Genomic DNA, 13,968 nt, shown 5'->3' on the forward strand with positions numbered 1-13,968 from the left:
CACGGTGCCACCTCGGTTCGCGACTGCGGGGCTCGCAACCCCGGCTCACTCCTCGCGCTCACGACCGGTCCACCGTCGCCCACAGCCCGTACGCGTGCAGCTGGGACGCGTCGTGCTCCATCCGCTCCCGGGCGCCGCTGGACACCACGGCCCGACCCTTGTGGTGCACGTCCAGCATCAACTTCTCGGCCTTCTCCCGGCTGTATCCGAAGAGCTTCTGGAACACCCAGGTCACGTACGTCATGAGGTTGACCGGGTCGTCCCAGACGATCGTCACCCATTGCCGGTCGGAGACCGGCACCTCGTCGGTGTCCGGCGTCTCGACCGGTGCTACCTGCGGAGCCGCCATGCCCCCCATCGTGCCACCGGATCCGGCGAACCGATGAACCGGAACGCCGGGCTGACCCGGATCACCCTCGTGGGCGGCCCGGACCGGGCGGGACGGCACCGCGTCGCCGGCCCGGTCAGGCGAGCAGGATGCCGTGGTCGAGGGCATCGGAGAGCACCGCGCCGAGCGAGAGACGGATCACCTCGAAACGCCGGGAGACCTCCCGGGCCAACTCCAGCTCGACCTCGCGCAGCGCCCGCTGGGCCCAGGACCGGGCGCCGTTCGGGTCGTCGTTGCCGGGGCTGCGCCAGTGCTGCCAGCACCCGCCGGAGAGCGCGACGCCGACCGGCGGCAGCACCTCGGCGCGCGCCCCGCCCGGAAGCCCGGCCAGCGCGTCGATCGCTCCGGCGCCGGCCAGCCCGGCCACCCCGGCCGTGCTGGTGACCAGGAGCACCCGATCCAGTTCCAGACCCGCCGGATGGTCGCCCAGGCCCCAGCGGACCGCCGCCGCGATCCGCTGCCGGACGCCCTCGGCCAGCGGCGCGCCGAAGACCTGCGCGGCGGCATCGTCGAGGATGCCCCGGACGGCCTGGTCACACTGGGCGGTGGCGAGCACGGACAACGCCTCCATCTCCCGGTCGAGCAGCTGCGGCAGCCCCGCACAGCCCACCCCGAAGACGATCTCCTGGACCACCCGGAGGTGGGTGTTGGCCAGTTCCAGGGCGAGATGCTGACGGATGCTGCGGGCGCAGGACCGGACCTGCCGCTCCAGCCGGTCCGACCAGTCCACGCCGTCGAGGTCGGGCGGGACGGCCACCCGGCCGTGCGCCCCGGGCGGCACGGGCGGTTGCAGGCTCGCCCGGCGCAATCCCTCGTCGGCGGCCCAGCCGACCAGCGCCCGGCGCAGGCCGGGATGCTCCGCCCGGTGCACCGGGTACCAGCGGGCCTCGGCGAGGGCCGGCACGGCGGCGAGCAGTGCCGCGCGGTGCGCCTCGACGGTGACCGCGGCCGGGTCCACCGCCGGGTCCGCGCACCGGGGCGACGGCACCGGGGCCTCCGCGCCCTCCGTCGTCGTCGCGCCGTCCGGGGCGGTCCAGCCGCCCGCGCCGGGGGTGACCACGAAGAAGACCGCCACCGGGGCGCGGGCCACCTCGGTGAGCAGGTCCAGCTCGGCGGCGGTGAAGGCCTGGTCGGCGCCGATCACGAAGAGCAGCGCGCCGGCCCGGCCGACCGCGTCGAGGAGTAGCCGGCCACCGGCCACGCCCAGGCCGTCGGTGTCGGGCGTGTCCAGCACCGCGAAGTGGCGCAGCAGCGGCTCAGGCAGGCTCAGCTCGACCCGGCGCGGCGGACGGGCCAGCGCCGGGCCGGCGGCCGCCTGGTCGGCGCCGTAGGAGTGTGGCTGGCGGTAGCCCGGCACGTACGCCGCGCGGGTGGCGACCCGCGCGTGCCGGACCAGCAGGGTGCTGCCGGCGGGCACGTCGAGCATGCCGGACGGGACGCCCAGCAGGGCGGCGAGCACCTCCCGCCGGGCGGCGCCGGCCGGGCCGGCGGCCACCACGGCCAGCGGCTCGTCCGGGGCGGGCTCGGTGACCCCGAGCCGGGTCGGCAGCGGCCCGCAGCGGGGCAGATCGACAGGGCCGACCGGCCCCTGGGGCGCGCCGTCGGGCACGTCGACCCCGGGGAATGGACCGGGCTTCATGCTGCGGCCTCCCGGTGATGGCGGGTGGTGGAGGCACCCGCGAGAAACTGTCCGGGCCGTGACACCCGGATGTGGAAAGAGTACGGGGCGTGACCGCCGCGGCAGCACACCTCGGATACTCACCAGTAACCACCACATTACTCAACTTCGCAGCGTGACGCTGCCCTGCGGACGGAAATCCGTCGATATGCTGCGTCGATGATTCGGTGGAGCTTCGTCGGCCGTACGGATGAACTCCACCGTCTGCTGTCGGCGGTCGAAGGCCCCGAGGGACGCGGGCTCATCCTCAGCGGCAGCGCCGGCGTCGGCAAGAGCCGGCTGCTGCGCGAGGGGGTCGCCGCCCTCCCCGCCGACCGCTACGCGATCTGGTTCGTAGCGGCCAGCACCGCCACCGCGGCACTGCCCTTCGGCGGCCTGGCCCAGGTCCTCCCCGCCGCCCAGCCCCAGGGCCTCTCCCCCGCCGGCGTGCTGCGCTGGGGGGTGGAGGTGCTCCAGGAACAGGCCGCCGGGCGGCCGATCGTGCTCGCCATCGACGACGCGCACCTGCTCGACCCGCCCTCGGCCGCGCTGGTCCACCTGCTCGCCCGGGCGCCGAACACCACCGTGCTGGGCACACTGCGCAACGGCGAGCAGATCCCGCTGCCGATCCGGGCCCTCTGGACCGACGACCTGGTCGACCACGCCGAACTCGCCCCGCTCGGGCCGACCGACACCACCGACCTGCTCGCCGCCATCCTCGACGGGCCGGTCGACGCCGGCAGCGCCGACCGGCTGTTCCGGCTCTCCGCCGGCAACCCGCTGCTCCTGCGCGAGCTGGTGCTGGCCGCGGCGGGCGGCAGCGAACTGGAGCGCCGGTACGGCGTCTGGCGGTGGACCGGCCGGCTCGAGCTCGCCCCAAGCCTGACCGACCTCATCGACACCCGGATCGGCCGGTTGGAGCCGGGGGTCCGGGCGGTGCTGGAGCTGGTGGCGTTCGGCGAACCCCTCGGCCTGCACCTGCTCGGCCAGGCCGCAACGCCGTCCGACGTGGAGACCGCCGAGGAGCGCGGCCTCATCTCGGTGGTCCGCGACGACCGGCGGCTCGACGTCCGACTGGCCCATCCGCTGTACGGGGAGATGATCCGCCGCCACTGCCCGGTCACCCGGACCCGGCGGCTCCAGGCGCGCCTCGCCGAACTGCTCGAACAGGTGGGCGCCCGACGTCGGGGCGACCTGCTGCGGGTGGCGGTGTGGCGGCTCGACTCCGGCACCGCGCAGGATTCCCGGCAACTGGTCGGCGCGGCCGTCCAGGCGTTCGCCCGGTACGACGTACCCCTGGCGACCCGGCTGGCCCGCGCGGCGCTCGAGGCCGACGGCGGCTTCGACGCCGCGGAGCTGCTCGCCACCATCCTGATGTTCGGCGACCGGCCCGAGGAGGCGCTGCTGGTGCTCGACTCGGTCGTCGGGGAGGTCCACGACGACCGGCGACGCAGCCGCTGGCTGACCGCCCGGGGCATGGTCAGCTACTGGGGACTTAGCCGGCAGTCCACCGTGGAGGAGATCTCCGAGCAGGGCGAGGCGCTGGCCGACCCGGGCGACCGGGCCCGGGTCCGGGCGTTCGAGGCGATCATGCGGCTGCACGGCCTGCACACCGAGACCGCGCTGCGGCTGGGCCGCGCGGTGCTGGACCGCCCGGCGGCCGGGGTGGCCGCCCGGGAGCTGGCCCGCTGCACCATCGCCCACCTGGACGCGGCGAGCGGACGGTTCCGGTCCAGCGCCACGGCGATCAACCGGGTGGCGGCGGAGGCACCGAACTGGCGCGCCGACATGCCCTACCTCCAGCTCGCCATGGAGCTGGCCCGGGGCACCCGGCTGGCGCTCTCCGGCGACCTGCCCGGCATCGACGCGATCGTGGCCGACGAGTTCGCGAACCTCGCCGGCGCCGGCGACTTCCGGCTGGGCACCGGCTACCTGGCGATCCTCCAGGCGTACGCGGCGCGGCTGCGCGGGCGCGGCAGCGAGGCGCTCACGATCAGCCTCGGCGCCTGCGCGGTGCTCGCCACCAGCCGGGTCTACGCCAGCCTCGCGCACGCCGAGCGGGCCCAGGCGGCGGCCCTGCGCGGCGACGCCAGGCAGGCCACCGAGGCGATGGCCGAGGCCGACCGGACCCACGCCCCCGGCATGGCGGTCCTCTACCCCTGGCTGGAACAGGCCCGGGGCGCGGTGCTGGCGGCCGGCGGGGACCTGCCCGGGGCCGCCAAGCACCTCGGCGAGCTGGCCGACCGGCTGCGCGCCGACGGGCTCGCCGGGCACGAGATGCTGGTCCTGCACGACCTGGTCCGGCTCGGGCAGGCCAGCGCGCCGGTGGGACCGACCTGCACCGACGGCAGCCGCCGGACGGTGGCGCAGCGGCTGAGTGAACTCTGCGAACGGGTCGACGGGGTGCTGCCGCCGCTGCTCGCCCGCTACGCCCGCGCCGCCGTGGACGGCGACGGCCCGGCCCTGCTCGACGTGGCCGACGGGCTCGCCGCACTGGACCTCACGGTCTGGGCGGCCGAGGCGACCGCGACCGTCCTGCACGACCGGCGCCGGGGGCGGTCCGCCCCGGCCGCCGCCGCGCACCAGCGGCTCGGCGCCCTGCTCGGCAGCTGCGACGGGGTACGCACCCCGGCCCTGGACGCGCTGCGGCCGGCGCTGACCGAGCGGGAACTCGAGATCGCCGGCCTGGCCGCGGCCGGAGTGACCAGCCGGGCCATCGCCGAACAGCTCTTCCTCTCCACCCGCACCGTGGAGAACCACCTCCAGCGGGTCTACAGCAAGCTCGGCATCACCGGGCGGACCGAGCTGCGCGCGGCCCTGCGGTCGATCCCGGGCCACAACGGCGGGCAGCCGGGGTGAACTCTAGGCTGGGGCGGTGAGCACCCTTCGCCCCGCGCTGCTGACCGACCACTACGAGCTGACGATGGTCAGCGCCGCCCTGCGCGACGGCACCGCCGACCGCCGCTGCACCTTCGAGGTGTTCAGCCGGCGGCTGCCGGCCGGGCGCCGCTACGGCGTGGTGGCCGGGACCGGCCGGATGGTGGAGATGATCCGCAACTTCCGGTTCGACGCCGAGGAGGTCGACTTCCTGCGCCGTACCGGCGTGGTCGACGAGCGGGCCGCCGAATGGCTGGCGGGCTACCGCTTCACCGGCGACGTCGACGGGTACGCCGAGGGCGAGCTTTTCTTCCCCGGCTCCCCGATCCTCACCGTCTCCGGGGGCTTCGCCGAGTGCGTGGTGCTGGAGACGCTGGTGCTGTCGGTGCTCAACCACGACAGCGCGGTCGCGGCGGCCGCCGCCCGGATGGTCACCGCGGCCCGGGGCCGGGCGCTGATCGAGATGGGTTCCCGGCGGGCACACGAGGAGGCGGCGGTGGCCGCGGCCCGGGCGGCGTACCTGGCCGGATTCCGGTTCACCTCCAACCTCGCCGCCGGGCAGCGCTACGGCATCCCGACCGCCGGTACCGCCGCGCACGCCTTCACCCTGCTGCACGACGACGAGAAGGCGGCGTTCGCCTCGCAGGTCAGCACGCTGGGCAAGGACACCACGCTGCTCGTCGACACGTACGACATCAGCCAGGGCATCCGCAACGCCATCGAGGTGGCCGGGCCGGAGCTGCGGGCCATCCGGATCGACTCCGGGGACCTCGCGGTGATCGCCCAGCAGTCCCGGGAGCTGCTCGACTCGCTCGGCGCCACCGAGACGAAGATCATCGTCTCCGGTGACCTCGACGAGTACGCAATCGCCTCGCTCGCCGCCGAGCCGGTCGACATGTACGGCGCCGGCACCGCCGTGGTCACCGGCTCCGGCGCCCCCACCGCCGGCCTGGTCTACAAGCTGGTCGAGGTGGACGGGCGCCCGGTGGTCAAGCGCTCCGAGCACAAGGCCACCATCGGCGGCCGGAAGGTGGCCGTACGCCGGCACAAGCCCACCGGCACCGCCACCGAGGAGGTCATCGTGCCGCAGGGGGTGCCGGACCGCCGCCCGAACGACCGGCTGCTCCAGCGATCCTTCGTGATCGACGGGGAGCCGGTCGAGCTGCCCTCCCTGGACGAGTCCCGCGAACACCTGCGGCAGTGCCTGATCTCCATCCCGTGGGAGGGCCTCAAGCTCTCCGGTGGTGACCCGGCCATTCCGGTCACGGTGGTACCGGCAAGCTGACGAAGGAGCGACCGATGGCCAACGCCTTGATCATCGTGGACGTGCAGAACGACTTCTGCGAGGGCGGCTCGCTCGCCGTCGCGGGCGGGGCCGGCGTCGCGGCCGGCATCTCCCGGCTGCTCGCCGCCGAGCCGGAACGCTGGGACCACGTGGTCGCTACGAAGGACTACCACGTCGACCCGGGCGCGCACTTCGGCAACCCGCCCGACTACGTGGACTCCTGGCCCCGGCACTGCGTGGTCGGCACCGCCGGCAGCGAGTTCCACCCCGACTTGGAGACCGACCGGGTCGAGGTGATCTTCCACAAGGGCGAGCACGCGGCCGCGTACTCCGGCTTCGAGGGGCACGCCGACGACGGCGAATGCCTGGCCGACTGGCTGCGCCGACACGACGTGGACCGGGTCGACCTGGTCGGCATCGCCACCGACCACTGCGTACGGGCCACCGCGCTGGATGCCGCCCGGGAGGGGTTCGCCACCACCGTGCTGCTCGACCTGACCGCCGCCGTCGCCGCGCAGACCCTCGACGTGGCGCTCCGCGCGATGGACGGGGCCGGGGTGACCATGTCCGGGAAGCCTGTGATCAGGGCCGCTTGAGCCGGTAATCGCTTGCCGATGTCGTACCTCCGGTCGAGGATGACCGCCGGAGGTACGGACCAACATGAACCTGACGCCTTACCGGCACGCGCTCGCGCTGCCCGGGCTCCGCCCCCTGCTGCTGGTGTCGGTGCTGGCCCGCATCCCGCTCACCGCGACCGGGGTGACGCTCACCTTCTTCGTCGTGCTCGACCTCGGCCGGGGCTACGGCGCGGCCGGCCTGGTCGGCGCCGCGCTGACCGTGGGGGCGGCGGTCGGCTCACCGCTGCTCGGCCGCCTGGTCGACCGGCGCGGCCTACGCCCGGTCCTCGCTCTCACCACCGTGGCCGAGGCAATCTTCTGGGCCAGCGCCCCGGCGCTGAGCTTCCCGGTGCTCCTGCCCGCCGCGTTCCTCGCCGGGCTGCTCGCCCTGCCGGTCTTCTCGGTGGTCCGCCAGTCGATCGCCGCGCTGGTACCCGCCGAGCAGCGCCGCCCGGCGTACGCGCTGGACTCGATGTCCGTGGAGCTGTCGTTCATGGTCGGGCCGGCGGTCGCGGTGGCCCTGGCCGCCACCATCTCCGCGCAGACCACGCTCTGGTTGGTCGGCGCCGGCATCGTCGCCTCCGGCGTCGCGTTCTGGCTGCTGAACCCGCCCACCCGCGATGCCGCCGAACCCGCCGGCCCGCGGCCCCGGGTCGCCCGGCGGGAGTGGCTGACCCCGCAGCTGCTGGCCGTGCTCGCGGTGAGCACCGCCGCGACCCTGGTACTCGGTGGCACCGACGTCGCCGTGGTCGCCGTGCTGCGGGCCGGCGGCGAGGTCGGCTGGACGGGCGCGGTGCTGACCGCCTGGGCGATCGCGTCGCTGGTCGGCGGGTTCGCGTACGGGGCGGTCCACCGCTCCTTCTCCCCGCTGGTACTGGTGGCCGCGCTCGCCGCGTGCACCATCCCGGTCGGCCTGGGCGGCGGGCACTGGTGGCTGCTCTGCCTGGCACTGCTCCCGGCCGGCGCGCTCTGCGCCCCGACGCTCGCCGCCACCGCCGACGCGGTCAGCCGGCTTGCCCCCGCCGGGGTACGCGGCGAGGCGATGGGCCTGCACGGCTCCGCCGTGACGGTCGGCATCGCGCTGGGCGCGCCGCTGGCCGGCGCGGTGATCGACGCGAGCGCGCCGCCGTGGGGCTTCGCGGTGACCGGCGCACTCGGGCTGCTGGTGGCCCTCGTGGTGCTGCCTGTCGAGCTGCGTCACCGTCGGCAGGCCGCCACCCGGCCCGACCTTGTCCACGCCACCCCGGTCGAGACAACCGTCGCCGACCTGGCCCCCGCCACCCACTGACACCCAGTGGCTGGCCCCGCCGGCCCCACGAGCCAACGGGATCCTTGGGCCTGCGGGCCTGCGGGCCTCCGGGCCTGCGGGCCTCCCGGCCAGCGGGCCGGCTCGCCAGTGGGCCAGCGGGCCAGCGGGCCTGCGAGCCAGCGGGCCAGCGGGCCGAGCGGGCCAGCGGGCCGAGCGGGATCGATGGGGGTCGACTGGACGCCGGGCGCGACGTACTCGCCCGACCGCCCGGCAACGTATCCGCCAACAGCGGTATGACTCTCCGTCATAAATATGACGGAGAGTCATACCGCTCATGAGCGGATCCGCTCCGTCGGACGTTGCTCCGCGTGACCACGCCCTGCGGGTGGGACGAACCCTGCCGCCGGATGCAGCGGTCGTCGCTGGGGCGGTGGAAGACGCACGAACCCGCGCGCGCCCAAGGGACCGCCGACGCCTCAGCCCGGCCCGACTGCTCAGCCCTGCCGACGGCCCAAGCCTGCCGACGGCCCAAGCCTGCCGACGGCTCAAGCTATGGATCAGGCCTGCCGATGGGCGACCAGGGGAATGGATCGCCCGTCGAGGAACGGCAGCGGGGCGGCGCGGACCGGCAGAACGGCGACGGGCGCCGTACCCCTGGTGGGGTGCGGCGCCCGTCGGACGTGTCGCGGTGGGTCAGCGCTGGTCGAGGTTGCCGGCGGTGTCCTCCTGGTAGCTGGCGCCACCGTTGGACTCGCTGGTCAGCGGCTTGGCGCCACCCTCGGGCGGGCCGGCCAGGCTCTGGCCGCCGGCGGCCAGCTCCGGGAACTTGTAGTCGAAGGCGGGCCGCTCGGAGCGGATCCGCGGCATCCGGTCGAAGTTCCGCAGCGGGGGCGGGGAGCTGGTCGCCCACTCGAGCGAGTTGCCGTGGCCCCACGGGTCCTCGACCTCGACCACCGGGCCGGTCTTGTACGACTTCCAGCAGTTCCAGAGGAACGGCAGGGTCGAGATACCGGTGATGAACGCGCCGATGGTGGAGATCGTGTTCAGCGTGGTGAAGCCGTCACCGGGCAGGTAGTCGGCGTACCGACGGGGCATGCCCTCGTTACCGAGCCAGTGCTGGATCAGGAACGTGGTGTGGAAGCCGATCATGGTCAGCCAGAAGTGAATCTTGCCGAGCCGCTCGTCGAGCATCCGGCCGAACATCTTCGGGAACCAGAAGTAGATGCCGGAGAAGACGGCGAACACGATGGTGCCGAAGAGCACGTAGTGGAAGTGCGCCACCACGAAGTACGAGTCGGAGACGTGGAAGTCCAGCGGCGGGCTGGCGAGCAGCACACCGGTGAGACCACCGAAGAGGAACGTCACCAGGAAGCCGACCGCGAAGAGCATCGGCGTCTCGAAGCTGATCTGGCCCCGCCACATGGTGCCGATCCAGTTGAAGAACTTCATACCGGTCGGCACGGCGATCAGGTAGCTGAGGAAGCTGAAGAACGGCAGCAGCACCTGGCCGGTGGCGAACATGTGGTGCGCCCAGACGCTCATCGACAGCGCGGCGATGCCGACGGTCGCGGCGACCAGGCCCTTGTAGCCGAAGATCGGCTTCCGGGAGAAGACCGGGATGACCTCGCTGATGATGCCGAAGAACGGCAGCGCGATGATGTACACCTCGGGGTGCCCGAAGAACCAGAAGAGGTGCTGCCAGAGCATCGGGCCGCCGGTGGCGGCGTCGTACACGTGCGCGCCGATCAGCCGGTCCGCGGCGAGCGCGAAGAGGGCCGCGGCGAGCAGCGGGAAGACCAGGATCGCGAGCAGGCTCGTGACCAGCAGGTTCCACGTGAAGATCGGCATCCGGAACATGGTCATGCCGGGCGCGCGGAGGGTCAGGATCGTAGTGATCATGTTGACCGCGCCGAGGATCGTACCCAGACCGGAGATGGCCAGACCGACGATCCACATGTTGGCGCCGACGCCGGGCGAGTGCTCAACGGTGCTCAGCGGCACGTAGGCGAACCAGCCGAAGTCGGCGGCGCCGCCCGGGGCGATGAAGCCCGCGGTGGCCATCGTCCCGCCGAAGAGGTACAGCCAGTACGCGAAGGCGTTCAGCCGGGGGAACGAGACGTCGGGCGCGCCGATCTGCAGCGGCACGACGTAGTTGCCGAAGGCGAACACGATCGGCGTCGCGAAGAACAGCAGCATGATCGTGCCGTGCATGGTGAAGAGCTGGTTGTACTGCTCGGGCGACAGGAACTGCAGCCCGGGCCGCGCGAGCTCGGCACGCATGATCAGGGCCATCAGGCCACCGATCATGAAGAACACGAACGCGGTGACCATGTACATGATCCCGATCTGCTTCGCGTCCGTGGTGCGCAGCAGCCGCGCGATGGCCGACCCCTTGACCGGCTCTCGGACCGGCCATGGCCGGGTCACGACCGGCTTGGGTGCGACGGTGGTCACGAATGGCCTCCGGTTCTCGGTTGTCCCGCTCGGCACCGCTGGTTATCTGCGAGCCGTCATCCGCAAGGAGGATAGTCCCCGGAAGGTGGCACCGCCGATCGGGGTGGTGGGGCAGGATGGACGGCCGTTCTACAGCGGGTCGACGAGTAGCCGGTAGTGCTCCCGGAATATCCGTCCGCCGCGTCCGCGCAGCAGCGGGTCGCGCAGCGCCGGCGGCACGTCGCGGGTGCGGTTGCGGTCCCGGGTCCGGTCCCGCACCCATCGGGTACGCGGGCGACGGCGACTCTCGTACGCCACCAGCGCGGCCTCGACGCTGCCGGCCGCCCGGAGCGACTCGGCGAGCACCACGGCGTCCTCCAGGGCCATCGCCGCGCCCTGGCTCAGGGTCGGCGCGGTGGCGTGGGCGGCGTCGCCGACCAGCAGCACCCGACCCCGGTACCAGCGGCCCAGCTCGACCTCGTCGGTGACGCCGACCTGCACGTCGCGCAATGACTCCAACACCGCCGGCACCGGGCCCCCGTAGTCGCCGAAGAGTTCGCCGAGCCGGGCCACCGGGTCGGCCGGGGCGACCGTGCCCGCCTCGTCGGCGTAGCAGTACAGCCGCCCGGCGCCGAGCGGTACGACCAGGAAGCCGGCGCGCTGCCCGAGCAGCGCCGTCCAGTCGGTGACGTCGGGACCGTCGCGGACGACGCCGCGGTAGACGACCTGGCCGGCCGGGCGGGGCGGGCCGCCGAGCGCGGCCAGGGCGCGGACCGCCGAGCGCGGGCCGTCGGCGCCGATGACCAGGTCGTACTCGCCGCCGGTGCCGTCGGTGAAGGTGACCGCTACCCCGGCAGGCAGCAACTCCACCGTGCTGACCTCCGCGCCGTGCCGGACCGCGCCGCCCGCGCCGCTGAGCAGCACCTGGTACAGGTCCCGGCGGGGCAGCGCCCGGCACTCGCCGACGCCGTCCCAGAGAGCGTCGAGATCCACCTCACAGAGCGGGTCGCCCGCGGCGTCCAGGAAGCGCTGGCGGTGGATCACCTGCCCGAGCCGGTGGACCGGGCCGTCCAGGTCGAGCCGGCGCAGCGCGCGGTCGGCGTTGCCGGGCAGGTAGAGACCGGTGTCGACGAGTTCGTTCGTCGGGAGCTTCTCGGTGACGTCCGGCCGGAAGCCTGCCATCCGCAGCGCCCGGGCCACGGCCAGGCCGGCGATGCCCGCGCCGACGACGAGGATGCGCAGGGGGGAGCCACCCATGGTGGTGTACGCCTCCGGAGGGGTTCGGCACGCGTTGGAGGCAAGACACTACTCCCCGCGATCGACGCCCGGAAGGCCCTATCGGCCCTGTACGCACGATCCTCGGATCGTCGTGGTTATTCACGTACGGGATTCCCATCCCGCGCGGACGACCAGCCCTCGTCCATGCCGCCCATTCCCTCTGAACCCCCGGTTGAGCTGCGGCTTCGCCCGGCCCATGCGGCGGCTGTTCGGCTTTCGTGAAACTTCCACACGGCTGAGCGCTGGCTCGTCGCCGCGATTTTGCTGAACCGGTTCGATTGCATCCGTGTTGCAGACATGTAAATGTATCGACTGAACTTGGGAGCGCTCCCGACCGTATCCCCCGTCACGCCGGCGCCCCCGCGCCGAAGTCCAAGGAGCATCATGAAACGTTCACTCCGGGCCATCGCGGCGGCCGGCCTGCTGGCCGCCGGATCCCTGGTCGCCGTCGCGCTCGGCGGCAACGCCTCCGCCGACACCCAGATCTGCGAGCAGTTCGGCTCGACGGTCATCGGCAACAGGTACGTGGTGCAGAACAACCGCTGGGGTACCACCGCCCAGCAGTGCATCAACGTCACCAGCACCGGCTTCAGCATCACCCGCCAGGACGGCTCGTCGCCGACCAACGGCGCGCCGGTGTCGTACCCGTCGATCTTCGCCGGCTGCCACTACACCAACTGCTCCCCCGGCACGAACATGCCCATCCAGGTGAAGTCGATCAGCAGCGCGCCGAGCAGCATCTCCTACGACTACGTCAGCGGCGCCATCTACGACGCCGCGTACGACATCTGGCTCGACCCGACGCCGAAGAAGGACGGGGTGAACCAGATGGAGATCATGATCTGGTTCAACCGGCAGGGTTCCATCCAGCCGATCGGCTCGCCGGTGGGCAACACCACCCTCGCCGGCCGCAGCTGGGAGGTCTGGCGCGGCAGCAACGGCCAGAACAACGTCATCTCCTACCTGGCGCCGTCGCCGATCCAGAGCATGAGCTTCGACGTCATGGAGTTCATCAACGACACCCGCAACCGGGGTGCGATCACCAACGACTGGTACCTGACCAGCATCCAGGCCGGCTTCGAGCCCTGGCAGGGCGGCACCGGCCTGGCGGTGAACTCCTTCTCGCAGAGCGTCAACACCGGCGGCTCCACCACCCCGCCGACCACAACGCCGCCGACCAGCACCCCGCCGTCGTCCCCGCCGCCCACCACCACCCCGCCCCCGTCGGGCACGGCCTGCACGGTGAAGTACACCCCGACCAGCGTGTGGAACAACGGCTTCACCGCTGACGTGGTGATCACCAACAAGGGTTCCGGGACGATCAACGGCTGGAACCTGACCTACAACCTGCCGTCGGGGCAGCAGGTCACCAACGCGTGGAACGCGACCGTGACGCAGAGCGGGTCCGCGATCAGCGCGAAGAACGTCAGCTTCAACGGGACGTTGTCGCCGGGGGCGTCGACGAGCTTCGGGTACCAGGCGACGCTGAGCGGGGCGTACACGTCGCCCACCAGCTTCTCGCTCAACGGGGTCACCTGCACACGGATTTGATGCACCTCGACTGACGGAACCGGGGGGCGTGGCCGGTAGGCCACGCCCCCCGGTTCCGTTTCACATGCGCCTCATCCATTGACGTCCGCTCGGCCCGATCTCTCGCGCCAGCAGAAGACCTTGCATTGGCCAGCGCATCAGACCCATTCGCAGGGATCCCAGATCATGGGCCTGAATCCGAGGAAGTCTCGTATTGGACAAAGTCCAGGACCTTGGCACTCGATCCAGTACCCGGGAACCCTTCCCTCGCCTCCACTGCAGACACCTCAGTTAGGTCCGGTTGCGTCTCCGCCAACCCCTCGACCTGCAGAACATAACCCTCCAACCTCTCTGCCTCTAACCGGAACTCGGCGTCGGGCCAGATTTGGACACTCAGGCAAAAGTGGGTACCAGCGTCAGCCAACCTACAGGAAATAATGTTCCACGCCTGCAGCCGGAATGGGCGAGCATCTTGGCCCCACCCAAAATTACGAACCCCTCGCGCAACCAGCAGACAGCCGTTCCCTTCAGGGACTCCAAGGGCGAACCGAGTGTCGATGATGACGGCCAAAGTAGATTCCATGGCGCTAAATTCGACCGCCACGATCTGACATTCGGCTAGCTCCGCCTCGTTCCTGAGATCCATCGTGCCAC

At 72.4% G+C, this 13,968-nt stretch carries 9 protein-coding genes; 5 read left to right on the forward strand and 4 right to left on the reverse strand.

Features of this window, described 5'->3' with window-relative positions; all coding sequences use genetic code 11:
• Positions 1-58: 58 nt before the first annotated feature.
• Complete coding sequence (clpS, locus tag V6U81_RS11730; RefSeq protein ID WP_334487925.1) at positions 59-349, reverse strand: ATP-dependent Clp protease adapter ClpS; 291 nt, start codon at positions 347-349, stop codon at positions 59-61.
• Between the two features lie 115 nt (positions 350-464).
• Positions 465-2,027, reverse strand: coding sequence for a P-loop NTPase family protein (locus tag V6U81_RS11735; protein WP_334487928.1), 1,563 nt, complete (start codon positions 2,025-2,027; stop codon positions 465-467).
• Between the two features lie 198 nt (positions 2,028-2,225).
• Here V6U81_RS11735 and V6U81_RS11740 point away from each other — a divergent pair, with 198 nt between their 5' ends.
• From V6U81_RS11740 to V6U81_RS11755, 4 genes are all read left to right on the forward strand, one after another.
• Positions 2,226-4,904, forward strand: a complete 2,679-nt coding sequence (locus V6U81_RS11740) for a LuxR C-terminal-related transcriptional regulator (RefSeq protein ID WP_334487930.1) — start codon at positions 2,226-2,228, stop codon at positions 4,902-4,904.
• 16 nt (positions 4,905-4,920) lie between these two features.
• On the forward strand, positions 4,921-6,207 hold the full coding sequence (locus V6U81_RS11745; RefSeq protein WP_334487931.1) for a nicotinate phosphoribosyltransferase: 1,287 nt from the start codon (positions 4,921-4,923) through the stop codon (positions 6,205-6,207).
• 14 nt (positions 6,208-6,221) lie between these two features.
• Positions 6,222-6,803 carry an isochorismatase family protein gene (locus tag V6U81_RS11750; RefSeq protein ID WP_334487934.1) on the forward strand — a complete coding sequence of 194 codons (582 nt, stop codon included), beginning with the start codon at positions 6,222-6,224 and terminating at the stop codon, positions 6,801-6,803.
• A 64-nt stretch (positions 6,804-6,867) separates the two neighbouring features.
• Positions 6,868-8,112 carry an MFS transporter gene (locus tag V6U81_RS11755; protein WP_334487937.1) on the forward strand — a complete coding sequence of 415 codons (1,245 nt, stop codon included), beginning with the start codon at positions 6,868-6,870 and terminating at the stop codon, positions 8,110-8,112.
• 654 nt (positions 8,113-8,766) lie between these two features.
• Here V6U81_RS11755 and ctaD read toward each other — a convergent pair.
• On the reverse strand, positions 8,767-10,527 hold the full coding sequence (gene ctaD / locus V6U81_RS11760; RefSeq protein WP_334487940.1) for an aa3-type cytochrome oxidase subunit I: 1,761 nt from the start codon (positions 10,525-10,527) through the stop codon (positions 8,767-8,769).
• Between the two features lie 129 nt (positions 10,528-10,656).
• The gene (locus V6U81_RS11765) at positions 10,657-11,763 is read right to left on the reverse strand and encodes an FAD-dependent monooxygenase (protein WP_334487943.1); all 1,107 of its coding nucleotides are present in this window, start codon (positions 11,761-11,763) and stop codon (positions 10,657-10,659) included.
• A 405-nt stretch (positions 11,764-12,168) separates the two neighbouring features.
• On the opposite strand from V6U81_RS11765, the gene V6U81_RS11770 reads away from it, so the two are divergent.
• Entirely contained in the window at positions 12,169-13,335 is a 1,167-nt protein-coding gene (locus tag V6U81_RS11770) for a glycoside hydrolase family 12 protein (RefSeq protein WP_334487945.1), read from the forward strand.
• The last annotated feature ends 633 nt before the right edge of the window (positions 13,336-13,968 follow it).

This window comes from Micromonospora lacuserhaii (genome assembly GCF_036902735.1).
Classification (GTDB): domain Bacteria; phylum Actinomycetota; class Actinomycetes; order Mycobacteriales; family Micromonosporaceae; genus Micromonospora.